Annotated in this window: 16 protein-coding genes; 1 reads left to right on the top strand and 15 read right to left on the bottom strand. The window is 56.1% G+C overall.

Going from position 1 to position 18,468, the window contains the following annotated elements; genetic code table 11:
• Window positions 1–21 precede the first annotated feature (21 nt).
• The 14 genes from cpsB to OSH03_RS08010 all read right to left on the bottom strand — a co-directional run bounded on the left by cpsB (window position 22) and on the right by OSH03_RS08010 (window position 14,223).
• Window positions 22–1,458, bottom strand: a complete 1,437-nt coding sequence (cpsB, locus tag OSH03_RS08075; protein WP_252040199.1) for a mannose-1-phosphate guanyltransferase — start codon at window positions 1,456–1,458, stop codon at window positions 22–24.
• 3 nt (window positions 1,459–1,461) lie between these two features.
• Complete coding sequence (wcaI, locus tag OSH03_RS08070) at window positions 1,462–2,685, bottom strand: colanic acid biosynthesis fucosyltransferase WcaI (RefSeq protein WP_266178775.1); 1,224 nt, start codon at window positions 2,683–2,685, stop codon at window positions 1,462–1,464.
• A complete protein-coding gene (locus OSH03_RS08065) occupies window positions 2,682–3,161 on the bottom strand; it encodes a GDP-mannose mannosyl hydrolase (protein WP_061097674.1) in 480 nt (159 codons plus the stop codon). Before OSH03_RS08065 ends, wcaI begins: the two co-directional genes overlap by 4 nt.
• 2 nt (window positions 3,162–3,163) lie before the next feature.
• Entirely contained in the window at window positions 3,164–4,129 is a 966-nt protein-coding gene (gene fcl, locus OSH03_RS08060) for a GDP-L-fucose synthase (RefSeq protein ID WP_151413081.1), read from the bottom strand.
• Window positions 4,130–4,131: 2 nt separating this feature from the next.
• A complete protein-coding gene (gene gmd, locus OSH03_RS08055) occupies window positions 4,132–5,253 on the bottom strand; it encodes a GDP-mannose 4,6-dehydratase (RefSeq protein WP_003863514.1) in 1,122 nt (373 codons plus the stop codon).
• Window positions 5,254–5,277: 24 nt separating this feature from the next.
• Window positions 5,278–5,826, bottom strand: a complete 549-nt coding sequence (gene wcaF / locus OSH03_RS08050; RefSeq protein WP_061097672.1) for a colanic acid biosynthesis acetyltransferase WcaF — start codon at window positions 5,824–5,826, stop codon at window positions 5,278–5,280.
• Between the two features lie 15 nt (window positions 5,827–5,841).
• Complete coding sequence (wcaE, locus tag OSH03_RS08045) at window positions 5,842–6,588, bottom strand: colanic acid biosynthesis glycosyltransferase WcaE (protein ID WP_266178774.1); 747 nt, start codon at window positions 6,586–6,588, stop codon at window positions 5,842–5,844.
• Window positions 6,589–6,604: 16 nt separating this feature from the next.
• Complete coding sequence (wcaD, locus tag OSH03_RS08040; protein ID WP_029742034.1) at window positions 6,605–7,825, bottom strand: colanic acid polymerase WcaD; 1,221 nt, start codon at window positions 7,823–7,825, stop codon at window positions 6,605–6,607.
• Window positions 7,800–9,017 (bottom strand): colanic acid biosynthesis glycosyltransferase WcaC, encoded by a 1,218-nt coding sequence (gene wcaC, locus OSH03_RS08035; protein ID WP_266178773.1) that lies wholly within the window; start codon window positions 9,015–9,017, stop codon window positions 7,800–7,802. The genes wcaD and wcaC overlap by 26 nt, the downstream gene beginning before the upstream one ends.
• Window positions 9,014–9,505, bottom strand: coding sequence for a colanic acid biosynthesis acetyltransferase WcaB (wcaB, locus tag OSH03_RS08030; RefSeq protein WP_266178772.1), 492 nt, complete (start codon window positions 9,503–9,505; stop codon window positions 9,014–9,016). Before wcaB ends, wcaC begins: the two co-directional genes overlap by 4 nt.
• Window positions 9,505–10,347, bottom strand: a complete 843-nt coding sequence (gene wcaA / locus OSH03_RS08025; protein ID WP_266178771.1) for a colanic acid biosynthesis glycosyltransferase WcaA — start codon at window positions 10,345–10,347, stop codon at window positions 9,505–9,507. Before wcaA ends, wcaB begins: the two co-directional genes overlap by 1 nt.
• A gap of 121 nt (window positions 10,348–10,468) precedes the next feature.
• Entirely contained in the window at window positions 10,469–12,631 is a 2,163-nt protein-coding gene (gene wzc, locus OSH03_RS08020; RefSeq protein ID WP_061097667.1) for a tyrosine-protein kinase Wzc, read from the bottom strand.
• A gap of 2 nt (window positions 12,632–12,633) precedes the next feature.
• A complete protein-coding gene (wzb, locus tag OSH03_RS08015; protein WP_061097666.1) occupies window positions 12,634–13,077 on the bottom strand; it encodes a low molecular weight protein-tyrosine-phosphatase Wzb in 444 nt (147 codons plus the stop codon).
• A 6-nt stretch (window positions 13,078–13,083) separates the two neighbouring features.
• On the bottom strand, window positions 13,084–14,223 hold the full coding sequence (locus OSH03_RS08010; protein ID WP_014170829.1) for a polysaccharide export protein: 1,140 nt from the start codon (window positions 14,221–14,223) through the stop codon (window positions 13,084–13,086).
• A gap of 692 nt (window positions 14,224–14,915) precedes the next feature.
• On the opposite strand from OSH03_RS08010, the gene OSH03_RS08005 reads away from it, so the two are divergent.
• Window positions 14,916–16,499 carry a TerC family protein gene (locus tag OSH03_RS08005; RefSeq protein WP_253542745.1) on the top strand — a complete coding sequence of 528 codons (1,584 nt, stop codon included), beginning with the start codon at window positions 14,916–14,918 and terminating at the stop codon, window positions 16,497–16,499.
• A gap of 104 nt (window positions 16,500–16,603) precedes the next feature.
• On the opposite strand, the gene asmA is transcribed toward OSH03_RS08005, so the two are convergent.
• Window positions 16,604–18,454, bottom strand: a complete 1,851-nt coding sequence (gene asmA / locus OSH03_RS08000; protein ID WP_266178770.1) for an outer membrane assembly protein AsmA — start codon at window positions 18,452–18,454, stop codon at window positions 16,604–16,606.
• Between the last annotated feature and the right edge of the window lie 14 nt (window positions 18,455–18,468).

Here is an 18,468-nt window from a genome sequence, read left to right as displayed (position 1 = left end):
CGCCGGGCATGATGCGGAGTGCTACACGCGCCCGTAGCGATCCTGGAAGCGCACAATATCGTCCTCTTCCAGATACGAGCCGGAGCGCACCTCAATTAAGTCGAGAGGAATTTTTCCCGGGTTTTCCAGACAGTGCGTGGCGCCCAGCGGAATATAAATGGACTCGTTCTCGCCCAGCAGCTTCACTTCGCCGTCGATGGTCACTTTGGCCGTACCCGCCACCACCACCCAGTGTTCAGCGCGGTGATGGTGCATCTGCACCGACAGCCCCTCGCCCGGCTTCACGGTGATGCGCTTCACCTGATAGCGGTCACCCGCGTCGATGGAGTCATATTTGCCCCATGGACGGTACACTTCACGGTGAATGTGGTGCTCGTGACGGCCGTCGGCCTTAATCTTCTCAACCACTTTTTTAACGTCCTGCACGGCGTTACGGTCGGCAATCAGCACGGCGTCTTTGGTCTGGACAACCACCAGATCCTTCACCCCGACGGTGGTCACCAGGCCGGATTCGGCGTAAACGTAGCTGTTTTCGGTTTTGTGGCTAATCACATCGCCGTGATGGACGTTACCCTCCGGGGTATGGGCGCTAATCTCCCAGAGGGAGGACCAGGAGCCAACGTCGCTCCAGCCTGCGTCCATCGGTACCACGACGGCGTCAGCCGTGCGTTCCATCACCGCGTAGTCGATAGACTCTTCCGGGCAGGCGAGGAACGCCTCTTCATCCACGCGGATAAAGTCGAGATCCGGGTCCACCACCGCCATCGCTTTCTCGCAGGCGCTCAGAATATCCGGACGGTATTTGCGCAGCTCTTCCAGATAGCGTCCGGCGCGGAACAGGAACATCCCGCTGTTCCAGTAATATTCACCGCTGGCGACATAGGCCTGGGCGGTTTCGAGATTCGGTTTTTCGACAAACTGCGCCACGTCAAACGCCACGCTGTCGCCTTCGCCCGGCGTTACGCTGCCGCGACGGATGTAGCCGTAGCCGGTTTCCGGCAGATCCGGCACGATGCCGAAGGTCACCAGCTTGCCGCTCTCGGCGTAAGGGATCGCGGCACGCACCGCGTCGCGGAAGGCGTCTTCCTGCTGGATAACGTGGTCAGCCGCCAGGACCAGCATCAGCGGGTCACAGTCAGGGCTGCTGCGTTTTGCCGCCAGCGCCGCCAGGGCGATAGCAGGCGCGGTGTTGCGACCGGCAGGCTCCAAGATGATGTTTTCCGTGAGCTTGTTCAGCTGACGCAGCTGCTCGGCAACGATAAAGCGGTGCTGTTCGTTACAAATCACCACCGGGCTTTCACACTCCACGCCGTGCAGACGGTTTACCGTCGTCTGCAGCATGGTGAGATCCCCTTTCAGGCAGAGGAACTGTTTTGGATAGAGCACGCGGGACAGCGGCCACAACCGGCTACCAGAGCCACCAGCCATCACAACCGGATACAAAGTGGTTTGACTCATGATTTATCCCCGTATATCTGCAATAAATTGGCTCAGCACGTTCTCTTTCTCAAGCGTGCGTTCGGCATATTCACGTGCCACCGTGTTCACTTTTGGCATGGCGAGTGCCTGCTCAATGCCGGTGACCAGCGCCGGGACCGATTCCGGCTCCACGCACACGGCAATCCCCGGATAGCTGTCACACAGCTGGCCTAATTCTGTTTCGGCTTCCGCCGTAATCACCGCGTTACCGCCCACTGCCAGAATGTTGGTCAGCTTGGACGGCAGCACCGCATCCGCCGCGCCGCGCTTTTGCACCACCAGATGGCAGTCGCCCATCTTCAGCAGCGCAGGCAGCGCGTCGTAAGACTGCAGCGGGAAAAACTTCACGTTGGTCAGGCCGCGTTCGCCGGCCATCTTCTCCAGCCGCGCTTTTCCCCCGCCCTGCCCGACAATCACAAACGTCCACGGCTGTTCGCTCAGCAGCTGAGCTGCTTCAATAACGCTCTCCAGCCCCTGCTTTTCGCCGATGTTGCCTGAGTAAAGAATGATTTTTTGGTCTTCAGGCAAACCGAGCCGGGCGCGCAGCGCCTGCGCGTCTTGCTCCGTCACGTCGCGAAAACGCGTCACTTCGGACCAGTTCGGGAAGAAGATCACCTTCTCCGCCGGGACGCCCTTTTCCTGCGCCTTGTTCATCATCGAGCGTGAGATCGTCGAAACGTAATCCACGTTATGCAGCCCGCTGCGCTCAAAGGCGCTGGCGAGTTTCGCCACCTTGCCGCCCTTGCCTTTGCCTGCCATCCCCAGGCCCAGCATCGCGTCGACTTCGTAATCCTGAATGTGCAGCAACGTTCGCGCGCCGGAGAGTTTGCCCAGCAGGCGCATGCCCGGCGTGCAGAACAGCGTCGGCACCACGCCAATAATGCGATCCGGCTTCCAGCGACGCTGCGCCATCAGCGGGAAGAAGCTGCTCAGGGCAAAGCTGCCCAGATGAATTAACCGTTTCAGCGTCGAAGGCTGCTTCGGTACGTAGAGCGGGCAGCGCCAGACGGTCGCTGCACCCTCTTCGCGACGGTAGCGCCAGCTTGAGTAGCGCTCCCCCACTTTCCACTCCGGGTAGTACGGCGGCGCGGTAATGACCCGCACGTCATGTCCCTGGCTCGCCATCCACTCCACCATCTCGCCTGTGTATTTCCCGATGCCGGTTAGCTCCGGCGAGTAGTTAATTCCGTACACGAGGATCTTCATAGGCCCGGCACCCCGGCCTGACGTTCAGCCAGGAAATAGGCACGGCTGTTGTCATGCACATTTTCACTGGCCAGCAGCGCATCTGGCGTTAGCCAGCGGTAGTCGTCATGCTGGGAATCAGGCAGACGCAGGTCTGCCTCACTCACCTTCAGGCGGAACCCCAGCACGATGTAGTGCGTGGAGAACCCGGTACCTGAAAAGTTATCGTCATAGAAGTGCTGCCAGACCCCGTAAAACTGGCCCGCTGCCATTGGCAGCTGCAGGCCAAGCTCTGCCAGAGTGAGACGCTCGAAGGCATCGACCAGCGTCTCATCCTTCTGCACGCGCCCGCCGGGCACGAACCAGAAGCCCTGTGCAGGACGGTTGGTTCGTTTTCCCAGCAAGAACTCGCCGCGTTCGTTCTCCACGATCAAATCAATCGAGATGAGCGGAGTGGAACGCACCACCGTGGCAAAATCTTCCTGACTTAAAAACATTGTTACCCCCGGAAGCGGTGCTGGTTTTCCAGGAACCACTGGTAGGTGCTGGCCAGCCCCTGCTCCAGTGACACCTCGTGATACCAGCCCAGCTGATGCAGACGGGTCACGTCCAGCAGCTTGCGCGGCGTGCCGTCCGGTTTAGTCGCGTCAAACACCACGCGGCCCTTGTAGCCCACCACCTGCGCGATGGTTTGCGCCAGCTCGCGAATGGTGCAGTCCACGCCGGTACCCACGTTGATGTGCGACAGCATCGGCTCGGTGTTCTCCTGCCACACCTCGCGATCCAGCTCCATCACGTGAATGCTGGCGGCAGCCATGTCGTCCACGTGCAGGAACTCGCGCATCGGCGTCCCGCTGCCCCACACCACCACGTCCGGCGCGTTCTCGGCGGTCGCCTCGTGGAAGCGGCGCAGCAGCGCCGGGATCACGTGCGAGTTGCTCGGGTGGAAGTTGTCGTGCGGTCCGTACAGGTTGGTCGGCATCACCGAGCGATAGTCGCGGTTGTACTGACGGTTGTAGGACTCGCACAGCTTGATCCCGGCAATTTTGGCAATCGCGTACGGCTCGTTGGTGGCTTCCAGCGTACCCTGCAGCAGCTCGCTCTCGGCGATCGGCTGCTTCGCCATTTTCGGGTAAATACAGGACGAACCGAGGAACAGGAGCTTATTCACGTTGTTCAGGTGCGCGGCGTGAATGATGTTGCTCTCGATCATCATGTTTTCGTAGATGAAATCCGCCGGGTAGGTGTTGTTAGCGACGATGCCGCCCACCTTCGCCGCCGCCAGATACACCTGGTCAATGCGTTCGTTCGCAAAGAAGTCCTGTACCGCACGGCTATCGAGCAGGTTCAGCTCGTCGCGCGTGCGGACAATCACCTCTACGTCACCGCGCTGCTCCAGCTGGCGAACAATCGCGGAACCCACCATTCCGCGATGGCCGGCGACAAAAATACGTTGTTTTGTCATTCTCAGGACTCCAGCGCGATGGCAACCTCGTAGCCATGAGACTTGAGCAGGGAGTGTTTTTTCGCCGCTTCAAGATCTTTGGCCACCATCTCGGAAACCATCTCCTGCAGAGTGGTTTCAGGTTTCCAGCCCAGCTTCTCGTGCGCTTTGGTTGGGTCGCCCAGCAGGGTTTCTACTTCAGCAGGACGGAAGTAGCGCGGGTCAACCTGCACAATTACGTCGCCTGGCTTCACGCCCGGCGCGTCGTGGCCGGTCACGGACACAACGATACCCTTCTCTTCCACGCCGGTGCCTTCAAAGCGCAGCTTGATGCCCAGCTGCGCCGCGGCCATCTCAACGAACTGACGCACGGAGTACTGCACGCCGGTCGCGATCACGAAGTCTTCTGGCTGTTCCTGCTGCAGCATCATCCACTGCATTTTCACGTAGTCTTTTGCATGGCCCCAGTCACGCAGGGAGTCCATGTTGCCGAGGTGCAGGCAAGATTCCAGACCCTGAGCAATGTTGGCGATAGCGCGGGTGATTTTGCGGGTCACGAAGGTTTCGCCGCGGCGCGGGGATTCGTGGTTGAACAGGATGCCGTTACAGGCGTACATGCCGTAAGATTCACGGTAGTTCACGGTGATCCAGTAGGCGTACAGTTTTGCTACCGCATACGGAGAGCGCGGGTAGAACGGCGTGGTCTCTTTCTGTGGAATTTCCTGCACCAGGCCGTACAGCTCGGAGGTCGATGCCTGGTAGAAGCGGGTTTTCTTCTCAAGGCCGAGGAAGCGAATCGCTTCCAGCAGACGCAGGGTACCCATGGCGTCAACGTCAGCGGTGTATTCCGGGGACTCGAAGGAGACCGCTACGTGGCTCATCGCGCCCAGGTTGTACACTTCATCAGGCTGTACTTCCTGCAGGATGCGGGTCAGGTTGGAGGTATCGGTCAGGTCGCCGTAGTGCAGGTGGAATTTCGGGTTCGCCGCGTGCGGATCCTGATAGATGTGATCCACACGCTCGGTGTTGAATGAAGAGGCACGACGTTTAATACCGTGCACTTCATACCCTTTCTCCAGCAGCAGTTCTGCCAGGTAAGAACCATCCTGCCCGGTAACGCCGGTGATGAGAGCGACTTTAGACATGTTTATATTCCTCTACTTATGAATTTAATCAGTTTCAACGCGTTCGCGTATCACCACTGCGGGGTTGCCACGGCAAATGCTATTTGCCGGTAGCGATTTAAAAACGCTGCTGCGGGCACCGACTACCGTGCCATCGCCAACAGAAATACCTGGTGCAACAAAAACATCCGTTGCCAGCCAGCATTTTTCACCGATCGCAATAGGCGAAGCGGTAATATCAAAATGCGGGCTCATAAAGTCGTGGCTGCCGGTGCACAAATAACACTTCTGTGAAACCACCGAATTTGCGCCAATCGTAATCTCGCCCAGGGTATATAACACCGCGTCATCCCCCACCCAGGCGTAATCCCCTAGGGTTAATTTCCAGGGGTAGGTAATTTTAACCGAAGGTCGGATGACTACGTTTTTTCCGATTTTTGCGCCAAAGAGGCGCAATAAAAAGGCTCGCCAGCGGTACAGTATTTGCGGCGACCAGGCAAATAAGGTTGCCTGAACCGCCCACCACAGCTGTACCTTGATACCGTTCCCGCCCCGAAAACCTTTCGGTACGGAGAAACCTTTTAAATCCTGCATTGCGTTTCCTTATATTCAGGCTTTGTTATATAAGGTTTTCGTTTTGCCCGTGGTACGCAGGCGTAACAAATAAGAAAATTCCGCCCAGAATCCCGGCACGCGTAATATTTGACGCTGCACCTTTTTTGCGTCCTGACATAATTCCAGATTATTTGACGTTGACACGCCGCCCATCGAAAATTCAGACACCAGCCCTTTAATTCGGCGGAACGGATAACCTGATTTATACAGGCTGGCGGCCAGCGCATAATCGGATGACACCTTGTACTGCAAATCGTAAGGCTGTTTTTTCAGACCGTTTACAGGGAAGAAAATGGCCTGATGGCTGGCCGGCAAACTGTGGTAGATATACCAGCCTGGCTTGGCGCTGCGGCAGACTTTATGCCCGTCGCCAAAATCGAGCAGCGCATCGCCAATATACATGGCGTCCTCTTTCTGGCGCGCCAGCTGACGGGCAAACAGCGCCACGTCGTCGTGGAAAATATCGCCGGAATTGAGGAAGATGGCATAACGGCCCTGGGCCATATTAATGCCCTTGTTCATCGCATCGTAGATGCCTTTATCTTTCTCGCTGATGTAGCGTAAGTTGAACTCACCGTTGAGTTTTTCCAGAAACTCCGCCGTGCCATCGTTCGAGCCGCCGTCGACCACAATCCACTCAAAGGTGAGGCTTGGATCGCGCGCCAGGTTGCGCAGCGAGCGCCAGGTTTTTACCACCCCTTCGTAATTACGAAAAGCGACAGTAATGACGCTAAGAAACATAAATCACCTCATTTCGTCATACGTTCGTAATATTAAGCGCCTTGCGCAAAATAAACGGACAGACAATCAAGAAAGCATATTCCGGGCTAAATATTGACCCGGTAAAAAACAGCGACACCGGCGTAAAAAGATAAAGCTGCACGCGAAAGTTCTGGTTATCACCAAACGCGTTGATCATCATTTTGAAAACTTTAAACAGATACCACAGCGTCAACAGTACGGCGAACCACGAAAAATAAATAATTAACAGATACAGTCCATTGTCTATGGTTTTACCGACATCCGCACCGTTAAAGATTCCGAATGATGCAACATATTCGTAAAGTGAGCCGAATCTTACTACACCATCAATATGGGTTAAGGAATAACCCACCATCACCAGCGGACCAATGATGCGATAATAGGACGATGACCCCTCCGTCCCCAAATCTCCCAGACGTTCTGAGATGTACGGGAAGGCAAATATCACGCCGACCATAAATACCGTCAGGGAGATAATCGCCAGCGGCAGTTTTTTCTTAATCGCATCTTTGTTCAGATACTGGAACGCCCACTCCAGCAGGTAAAACAGGATAAATGTCATTACCCCTGAGAACGATCCAGACAGAACGATTCCTGCAAGAATCATAGCATCGGTCTTAGGCGTTTTGATACCAAACTGTTTGATGCTGAGCCAAATTGAGATTAACGCCAGAGCGAAAAACGCCGGTTCAAAATAGAGCGCCGTGGTACGCTTCCCGCCAAACTTAATGAAGTTCAGTACATAGCTGTTACTGTAAATGAGATATTTCGAAATTATCTCCATCAGGCTGCTGCCACCGGTCAAAATAATTTGCGCCATTTCCAGTGCGGCAAGCATAACAATTAACGCAACGGCAATATAAAAGAACCTGAGGATTTTCCGATAATTGTGCGGAGATATTGTTTTAAAGCGAATACTCCAGACCATTCCGATAATAATGACAATATAAACAAACAGCATGGTGGAGGTGACGTATTTACTGGCATCCAGCGACTGACCAAAGATGTAGTTAAACAGCGTCAGGCCCGTGCCCAGCCCCAGGGCAATCATCAGCTTCTTCAGGTTGATTTTATCGACATACAGCAGAAGCAGAACGGGCAGAAAAGTCACGATGGTTATCGGGAAGCTTTCGCCGAGCTGGGCAATTTTGACGTTGACCAGCAGGTAGATCAGCGGCAGCAGCAGATAACTACAGATTCTGATAGAACGAGACATACTCCTCCAGCATCTGTTGTCCACTGTAGGCCTTGCGGCTGTGGTTGCGGAACGATTCCAGGTCAGTGCCAAAAACGGCCTCGGCGATCTGCGCCTTCGGCAGCTGCACCAGCGGCAGGACCTCGTGCTCGGCGAAGGTTTTACCGCCGGATTTTTCCAGCACTTCGCGCGCCGCATCGCTGTGGGTGGCAATCACCGGCACGCCGATGGAGAGCGCTTCGCAGAGGATCAGCGGGTAGTTATCCACGCGGGAGCTGAACACCAGCGCGTCCATACCGTTCAGGGCGCTCATCAGCTTGCGCTTGTCGGTTTCAAACCCGTGGTTCACCACGTTGGCCCCTTCGAACGGGGAAAACTTGCCGAAGGTGTGCAGTTCAATCTTGTCACCCAGCGCCATCATGTCGCGCACCAGCTGCTGGTTGGTTTTGCCGTCGTAACGCAGATCGTGCGCAACGATGGCGATTTTCGGTTTACCCGCGGTTTCCGCCACTGGCGTCAGCTCGGCCAGGATGGCTTCCGTCGCCACATCGATGCCGTTGTTGATAATCTGACAGCGCCCTGCCCCATACAGGCTGTTGAAGGCATCGGCCACGTGCTGGCTCGGGGAGATGAACGTGCAGCCGAGCGAGAGCATGTCGCGGAACAGCTGACGCTTTCCGTCTACCAGCTGATGCGCGCGATCCACCTTCACCGGCGGATAGTTGCTCAACGTCGGGCATTTCTGGCAGCTATCTTTCCAGCCTTCGCAGCCGTCGGTAAACGCGCAGCGTCCGGTCACGCTCCAGTGATCGTGCAGCGTCCAGACGAAGCGGGTGTCGGGCTTGTGGGCCTGCACCTTCTGACAAAACGCCACCACCTCTTCCAGATTCAGCCAGTAGCTGTGCAGAACGTGGAAATGCAGCACAACCGGGCCCGTTGTGCGGGTCACGGTGCGATAAAGACTGTTCAGGTTGCCAAACAGATCGCGGTTAAACAGGCGGAACAGCGCGATGTTGGCAACAGAGGTCAGACGCGGCGTGTGCTTAAGCACCTGCGGATAGTTATCGTGGCTGACGCTTTTCTTGCCGCCTTTGCCGTAGCCGTAAATAAAACGAGACTGGAGTCCTTTTTGCAGCGCGCGCTGGTGCAGATCCAGCGCCACGCCGGCCGCCCCGCCTTCTGCGAGGCGCACGTTAAATTGCAGAATGTTCATTTAATCACCTTCACGCGGGCTTTCTCTCCCACCACCAGCGCGTTATCGGGGATGCTGTCCAGCACCACGCTGCCCGCCCCGATCGTCACGTTGTTACCTATCGCAATGTCGCCAATCACCACCACGTTCGCGCCCAGCTCGACGCCGTTGCCGATGACCGGACAGGCCAGGCTGTCTGGCCCACGGTTGCCGATAGTCACCCCATGACGAATGGTGAAATCATCACCCGCGACCACGAACTTGTTGATCACCACCGCATAGCCGTGGTGGATGGTAAAGCGGCGGCCAATGGTGGCCGCAGCCTGGATCTCATACCCAAAAAAGCATTCGGTGATGATGCGGTACAGCACCAGCACCGGCGCCGCCCAGATATTGTTCAGTACATTTTTCTTGCGCCACACCGAGCAAAAGTGCGCGATGCGGTACGCCAGAACCATGCAGCACGGGCGCAGGCTCCAGCTGTTTGCGCGGCAATCTTCCAGAAACATTATTTCCCCCGAAGCCCGTCAGCCAGACGCTTGCCGTTACGCACGGACAGCAGCGTCAGCAGGGTGCGCCAGGTCATGCGCTTATTGCGGATCTGGTACAGGGTAAAGAGCTGATACTTCCGGCTGGCACGGTCAAACTTGTCCTTGTGCTTGCGGTAAAAATGGAAGTAGCCCGAGAACTTCTTCGGTGAGGAGGTGATCTGCATCTCCCCGTGGTTGATGTGCAGGATCTGCGTGGCCTCTTCCACCTTCCACGGCTCGCCGTACTCCACCACCATCCGCAGGAAGATGTCGTAATCCTGCGCGGCCTTCAGTTCGGTATCGAACAGGCACTCCTTAAAGCGCCACGCCCAGGTAAAGACCTGATTGCCGATAATGTTGCGCTTGTAGAACAGGCGGCGAGAATACGGTGATTTAGGGTACAGCGGCAGGCTGGCCGGCTGCGAATACACTTCGCCCTGGCAGACATAGTCGTTGGCATACAGAAAGGCGTGCGTGACCAGCTGCTCTTTATGCGACAGGAAGACGGACAGGCGGTTCGGCGTCCATTCGTCATCGTCGTCGATGCCGGTCAGATACTGCCCTTTGGCCTGCATAATCGCCTGATTACGTACCGCGCACGCCCCGGAGTTGATGGCGTTGTGCGTGTACACCACGCGCGGATCGTTCAGGTCTTCGACAAATTTTTGCAGCTGCTCGTAAGAGGAGGAACAGTCATCCACGATAATCAGTTCCCAGTTATCGTAATCCTGACGCAGGACTGATTTAATCGCGCGGATCGCCAGCTGCTGACGGTTCCATGTCGGCATATAGATAGAAATCAAAGGGCGTTGTGTGCTCATGTATTCCTCCTGCCCCTCACCCCGGCCCTCTCCCCGGAGGGGAGAGGGTGAAAGACCGCACCAGGCAGTCCCCTCTCCCCTCAGGGGAGAGGGTTAGGGTGAGGGGTGTGGGTGTGTTTTATTATTTACTGTCAGACTTGTATTCGTACTCGTAATAGCCGTAATCCTGGTACCCGGTCGCACGACGGAAGATGGAGTTCAGAATCACCCCTTTCACCTCAATCCCGTTCTGCTCGAAGCGGCTCAGGCTGGTTTCCACTTCTTTCAGGGTATTCACGGCATAGCGCGCCACCATCAGCGTGGTACCCGCATGGCGACCCACCACGGCGGCATCGGTCACGGCCAGAATCGGCGGCGTATCGATCAGCACCAGGTCGTAGTGTTTGCTCGCCCACTCAATCAGCTGGGTGAAGCGTTCGCTCATCAGCAGTTCAGACGGGTTCGGCGGCACCTGACCACGCGGGATCAGGTCGAATCTCGGAATCGAGGTCGGCTTGGCGCTCTGGCTAATCTCCCCCTGACCCAGCAGGATTTCCGACAGACCGTTCACGTTGTTGGTGCCCAGCAGTTCGTGGGTGTAGCCCTTACGCATATCGCAGTCGATCAGCAGCACGCGCTTGTTGGTCTGGCTCACCACGGCCGCCAGGTTGGCGCACACAAACGTCTTACCGATAGACGGGCTGACGCCGGTTAACATCAGTACGTTGTTTTTAGCCTGCATCATGGCGAAGTGCAGGCTGGTACGCAGGCTGCGTATCGCTTCAATCGCCAGGTCGGTTGGGTTACCCACGGCCAGCAGCTGGCTCTGTTTGTAACGCTTAACGCCCTTGATGGTCTTGACGCTGTCACGGGATTTTTGCCACTCGGACAGCGGGATGCTGGCGTAGACGTTGATCCCATTCTCTTCCAGCGCCTGCGGGCTTTCGATGCCGCGGTTGAACAGCGAGCGCAGCAGCACGCCAACGATAGAGAGCATCAGGCCGAGAATAATGCTGCCGAGAATAATCAGGGCTTTCTTCGGCTTCAGCACGCCAGGCTGGGTAATGGCCGGGTCAACGATGCGCACGTCACCCACGGTGCTGGCCTCGGTGATTTTCAGCTCCTGCTGCTTGTTCAGCAGCTGCATGTAAACCTGCTGTCCGGATTCCACGTCGCGGGTCAGACGCACGATCTCCTGCTGCGTTTTCGGCATCGCGGTCACGCGGTCGTTCAGCTTCGCCTTCTCCTCTTCGAGAGTGCGGCGCTTTTCCAGCAGCGTGCGGTAGGCCGGGTGGCGTTTGGTGTAAAGCTTGGAAATCTCCGCTTCTTTGAAGGTCAGCTCGTTGAGCTGCGCATCAATGTTGACCATGGAGTCGAGAACCGATTTGGCCTCCAGCGGCAGGTCGACGGAGTCTTTATCCTGACGGAAGGCGTTCAGCTTGTTCTCGGCATCGTCCAGACGGGCACGCACTTCCGGGAGCTGTTTAGAGAGGAACGCCAGGCTTTTCGCTGCTTCCGCCGACTTGCGCTCGACGTTCTGCTCAAGGTAGTTGCGGGTAATGCTGTTCAGGATGTCGCGGATCTGATCCTTATCTTCACCGGTAAAGGTCATGCTCAGCACGCCGGTGTCCTTACCGTTTTCCGTGACGGTCAGGTTGTTCTGCAGATTGTTAATCATTCCCAGCGTGGAGAATTTGGTCACGGTGAATTCACCGCCCTCCTGGGCGTGGATCGCGCTAACCATCATGCTAACGCCATCTTTATTCAGCATCTGCCCCACTTCGCCGCGTGCGCTAAAGCCCGCATCGCTGGTCAGTTGGTATTGTTTAGGGCCCAGCACCGTCAGGGTAAAGGTTTGATCCCCCGCCCCTTTCGGCAGCACAAAGTCAGTGACTTTGACGGTGTCATTGCTGCGCCCCATCAGCCGATCCCAGCCGGCACCAAAGATCGGGAACGTATTTTTGGTGACGGAGATGTCGAGGCCGAGGTCGTGAACCGTTTTACCCAGCACAAGACGCGACTGGATCAGCTGAATTTCAGCGTCGGATGCCGGCGGCTTGTTCGCCAGCGCGGAGCCGATATCCTGCACCAGGGAGTTGCCGGTATTTTGTTCAATCTGCACCAGCGCGTCGGCGCTGTAGATAGGCGTCGCAAAGAGCGTATAGATAACGGCCGCCGCGGCAAAGACGGCGGTAATGCCGAGCACCCACCACTTTGCCTCAATAACCGTGCCGACCAGGCGACCAATATCAATTTCATCACTGCCCGAAGTCGGGGCGGCAGAAGGTTTTGTTTTTTCTGTCATTGTTATCCCTGCTGAGCTTTCAGTGCCTGCGCCCACTGTTGGGCAGACTGGTCAAGTAAGGTGTAAACCGCCTCGAAGGCTTCATGGCTCTTGCGATACGGATCGGGGATTTCGCGTTCGTTGTCCCAGTGACCAAACAGCATCACCTTGCCGCGCATCTCCGGAGCGATATCGCATAGCGCATGAATATGGCGTTTTTCCATTGCCAGAATCAGGTCATACTCCCGGCACATGCGGCCGGTGACCTGGCGGGCAATATGCCCGTCAAGAGAGAGGTTGTGATCGCGGGCCACGCTCGTTGCGCGCTCGTCGGCACTTTTGCCCACCAGCGCGCCCAGCCCTGCGGACTCGACCGTTAACTCGGGCTGGTACTGTTTCAACAGCCGTTCAGCCGTGGGGGAACGGCAAATGTTCCCCACGCATACCACCAGAATTTTGTTAAACATCGCGGATTACCAGGTATGAATGTCGCGCGCCGTATCCGTCATGTAGCGAACGCCACTGATGGTTGGCAGCAACTGGTTGATCAGACGGTTCCAGCGGGCAACCGGCGCGGTGGTGACGTAAACCACATCGTATGGCTGGAGACGGAACTCCGTCGCCATCACCAGAGACGTCGCATCGGACATATCCAACTGGTAGATGTTGGCAATCTTGCCCTTCGCGCTGCCTTCACCTTTCAGCGGACGGATGACGAAAATACCGGTCGCGTTAGAGGTCGTCAGATCGATACCTTCAGCATTGCCCAGCGCTTCGGTCAGGGTCATGCCGCTGAAGTCCATTTTGAGGGTGCTCTGTTTCTTCACTTCACCCATCACGAAGACTTTCAGATCGTCGTTGCGCGGTACGTAGAGGATATCGCCCGGATAGAGCAGGCGGTTCTGGGTCAGATCGCCGTTTTGCATCAGCGCCTGCAGCGAAATGCGCTGCTCTTTACCGTTGTGGGTCAGCACCACGTTGCGCCAGTCGGCGCCGTCGGTTAAGCCGCCCGCGGCGTTAATGGCGTCCAGAACGGTGAGCGGAACGTTGGTGATGGCCTGCTGGCCGGATTTGTTCACCTGACCGGAGATATAGGCTTTTTGCGAGCGGAATGCGGCGATATTAACGTCCACCTGCGGGTCGGCGATGTACTGCGCTAAGCGGCCGGTAATATCACTACGGATTTCGGCAAGCGTTTTCCCGGCGACATGCACTTTACCAATGTACGGATAGAACATGGTGCCATCTGACTGTACCCAGTTCCCGGTGTCGCTTGAGCTGCGGTACTGGCCCGCTGGCGTGGTCAGTTCAGGGTGATCCCAGACGGTCACGTTGATCACGTCGCCCGGCCCCACGCGATACTGATAGGAGGCAATTTCCTGGTCCAGAGACATATTCGGCTGGGCAACGTTCGGACGTGGACGTAATTGTTCGACCAGACGTGGCGTAAGTGGATAAACATTCACCATTTTGTCGAGATCAAAATCGGCATCCTGTTGCTTGATCACATCCTTACCCATTGTTGACATATTGCTGCCGGGAAAGACCGTGCAACCACTCATCAAGGTCACAGACACCAATAATGGCATCAATTTCATTTTGGATTTCATCATTGATTATTTATCACTTTGGCAGAGTAATTATCCTGTGCAATTTAAATAAGCTTGAGACGTATTGGGTTTCAGCATGCAGTTAATCAAATAGAAATATAACTGGCATCAGTCCTAAAAAAAGCTTATTCATCCATTGGCTATTGACAGAATAATCGAGGCTGATTCACACGCTTTCAGGCACGCTACCGCCCTTGGCTTTCAGTTACCAATCCACTGACTAAACAATGTGTTATGGATAGACACCCTCTTGAGTAAGGTCTTCTGGAAATATATCAGCCGCTTGAAATACACAACGGATAATGAATGACCATTCCGAAGACCAAAACAATAATAGCAACAACAAGATTTAACATTTGATGCTGGGAGAATTGTTGCAGCTAACCTAATAGCAGGCAAGGAGACAACTGTCCTAATATCGGTTTTTAAGATTAATATTAAGAGCAAAGTTTTGACCTTTTAGGATTTTCTTTATATTGACAAAAAGAGAGCAAATACCATTATCTGCGATATATCCTAAAATGCTCTCAGAATAATAAAATATACGTATTTCGCTTATTTACACCCACCTGAGATTGCTCTCTTTTTTACGCATCGTATTAAGAGAAATCTCAGCCCGACATTGCATTTTCCCGCAGCTTTATCCATGATCGAAGTGTGACATTCGTCATATAACAGAAGGTATTGCTATTACTATGGAATGGATTGCCGATCCATCAATCTGGGCCGGGCTGGTGACGCTGGTCGTCATCGAATTAGTGCTCGGGATTGATAATCTGGTCTTTATCGCCATCCTCGCTGAAAAACTGCCCCCTTCCCAGCGCGACCGCGCGCGCGTGACGGGTCTGCTGCTGGCGATGGTGATGCGTTTACTGCTGCTGGCCTCTATCTCCTGGATGGTCACGCTCACTCAGCCTCTGTTCTCCGTTCGCGGTCTGAGCTTTAGCGCGCGCGACCTGATCATGCTCTTCGGCGGGCTGTTCCTGCTGTTCAAAGCCACGGTGGAGCTTAACGAGCGGCTCGAAGGCAAAGACAGCGAGAACCCAACCCAGCGACGCGGGGCGAAATTCTGGCCGGTGGTGGCGCAAATTGTGGTGCTCGATGCGGTCTTCTCCCTGGATTCGGTGATTACCGCCGTCGGGATGGTGGACCATCTCGCCGTCATGATGGCCGCGGTAATCATCGCCATCACGCTGATGGTGATGGCGAGCAAAGCGCTGACCCGCTTTGTGAACAGTCACCCGACCATCGTGATCCTCTGTCTGAGCTTCCTGCTGATGATTGGCTTTAGCCTGGTCGCCGACGGTTTCGGGTTCCACATTCCGAAAGGCTATCTGTACGCCGCCATTGGCTTCTCCGTCATGATTGAAGCCCTCAACCAGCTGGCGATATTTAACCGCCGCCGGTTTCTCTCCGCGAATCAGACCCTGCGCCAGCGCACGGCAGAAACCGTCATGCGCCTGCTGAGCGGCAGGAAAGAGGATGCCGAGCTGGACGCCGAATCCTCCGCCCTGCTTGCCGATCACAGCGACGGGCAGATCTTTAACCCGCAGGAGCGGCTGATGATCGAGCGGGTGCTTAACCTGAATCAGCGCACGGTGAGCAGCATCATGACCTCCCGGCATGACATTGAGCATATTGACCTCACGGCACCGGAAGAGCAGATCCGCGCCCTGCTGGATAAAAACCAGCATACCCGCGTGGTGGTCACCGGCGGTGAAGAGGAAGAGGAGCTGCTGGGGGTGGTGCACGTGATTGATCTGCTCCAGCAGCAGCTTCACGGCGAGCCGCTCAACCTGCGCGCGCTGGTGCGCCAGCCGCTGGTCTTCCCGGAAGCGCTTCCGCTGCTTTCCGCGCTGGAGCAGTTCCGCAACGCGCGCACGCACTTCGCCTTCGTAGTGGATGAGTTTGGTTCGGTGGAAGGGCTGGTCACGCTCAGCGACGTGATGGAAACCATCGCCGGCAATCTGCCAAACGAGGTGGATGAGATTGATGCCCGCCACGACATTCAGAAAAACGCAGACGGCTCGTGGACGGCCAACGGCCACATGCCGCTGGAAGACCTGGTGCAGTACGTGCCGCTGCCGCTGGATGAAAAACGGGAATACCACACCATTGCCGGCCTGCTGATGGAGTATTTACAGCGCATCCCGCAGCCGGGAGAAGAGGTTCAGGTGGGCGACTATCTGCTTAAAACCCTGCAGATTGAAAACCATCGCGTGCAGAAAGTGCAGCTTATTCCACTGCGGGATGAGGAAGAGCTGGATTTTGAGGTTTAGGTAAAACAAAACGGCAACCTCGTTGCCGTTTTAGTATTTGCTCCCTCTCCCGCGGGAGAGGGTCGGGGTGATGGCATCAGGCAGCACCGCCTGCACCACGAACCTCAAAGCTTATCCAGCAGCTTCTTCACGTCCTTGCCGTTCTGGGAATCTTTATTACGATCCGCCCAGCTGTTAAGCCGACGCTTCGCTTCATCCTGCAGGTGCTTACGCAGGATCTGATCCACCTGAAGGCTGTAGTTCAGCGCCTGCCATTTGCCGTATACGCTAAGCGGAACCGGCGTCTCTTTGAGGAAGTCAATCAGCTTGCTTTCGCCCTGCCAGCCGGAAAGTACCCGGACGTTAAAGCGCGTGTCCGCCGTCTCTTTGACCAGATCCAGCGAGCCTTCTCCGGTTAACGACAGCATAGACGAGGTTCCCTGCATTCCGGCCATCGTCAGTACTCCGTTATCCAGCGTCAGATCCGTGGTGAAGCTGTCGAGGCGCGTTGCGCTGTCATAGTTTTCCTGGGCTTTAACATCGCTGCTGCGCTCCACCGCCTGCTGGACCAACTGCTGGAAGTTGAGCCCTTCCATTCGCGAATCTTTCAGGTCAACGTGCGCCTCGCCCTGCCACTCGCGGCGGAAGGCGTTGGCATCAATTCTGGTGCCTGAGAAATCCCCGGCCAGCGTCAGCTGCCCCGTCAGGGAAATCGGATAGTTAAAGGCTTTGAGGATGCTGCCAATCTCAACGTTGTCGAGACGCGGCTGGAATTCAGCGCTGGCAACGTCCTTACGCACGTCCAGCGTACCCGGAAGTGACAGGTGACCCGCCCCCATTTTGCCGCTCAGTTCTGAAATCACCAGCAACCCATTATGGTTGAACATCTGGCCGCTCACGTCGGTGAAATCAATACCGCGCCAGCGCACGCTGTTGGCTTTCAGCAGAATATCCGCCGTGAAGCCGCGCAGCACGTTATAGTCAGGCTGTTCAAGGTTGGACGAGATAACCGGACGCGACACCGGTGACTGGCTTTGCCCCGTCTGTACGGCATCGCTGTCCGTTGCGCTTGCCGGCACCGGCGGCAGGATGTTCTCCAGGTTGAGCTTGTCAAACTGCAGGTTCAGCACCCACTTCGGCTTATCGTCGAGCGTGACGCTCGCCTGCCCTTTCAGGCTGCTGTCGTTGGCCTGCAGATTGAGGTTATCCAGCGCCAGCTGTTTTTGTTCTTCGCGCCAAACGGCCTGCAGCGTCCCCTGCCCGGTAATCCCCTGGGTAGGGAGATCCGCCCCCGTCAGCTGCCAGTTGAGCTGCAGGATGTCGGCCGTCAGCTGATGCGGGTAGTCCGACGCATTCACGTTTGCATTCAACGAGAGGGTCAGATCGCGCTGGTCGCGATTCACCCGTCCGCTAAATTCCAGCGACGCAAGATGGTGTTCATCCTGTTCCATCTGCAGGTTGATGTTGCGAACGGTGACCTGCTCCTGATCCTCATGCTGGAACACCAGCACGCTATCGGCAACTTTCAGTTTGCCAATATCAAATGACCAGCCCGTATCGGACGGTTCATCCGGTAAGGTATTCTCGCGCGGCGCAACCGGCGCATTCGCGTCGCGCACGGCTTCGGTTTGCGGGGTAAGCTGAATGACCGCGCCCTTCAGCATCACCTGGTTAACCTGCAGCTGATGGGAGATTAGCGGGATCAGCGCCACGTCAAGACGCATGTTATCCGCAGAGACCAGCGGCTGTGCGGCCCCCGGCGCGGTTAACGACATTCGGCCAGAGAGAATGCTGAGCTGCGGCCAGACGTGCCAGCGCAGCGGCCCGTCAAGCTTCAGTTGGTAACCACTGCGTGCCTCGACCTGCCGCACCATGTAAGCGCGGAAATCATTCGGGTTAACCAGCAGAACCAACGCCGAAAGGCCAGCAACCAGCACCACCAGCAAAATCATCAGCGTTGTCAGAACTCTTCTCATGGCATCCTCAATGG

Source organism: Enterobacter nematophilus (assembly GCF_026344075.1).
Classification (GTDB): domain Bacteria; phylum Pseudomonadota; class Gammaproteobacteria; order Enterobacterales; family Enterobacteriaceae; genus Enterobacter; species Enterobacter nematophilus.
Note: the sequence above shows the minus strand (reverse complement) of the source record. Positions and strands in the feature narration are given on the sequence as shown.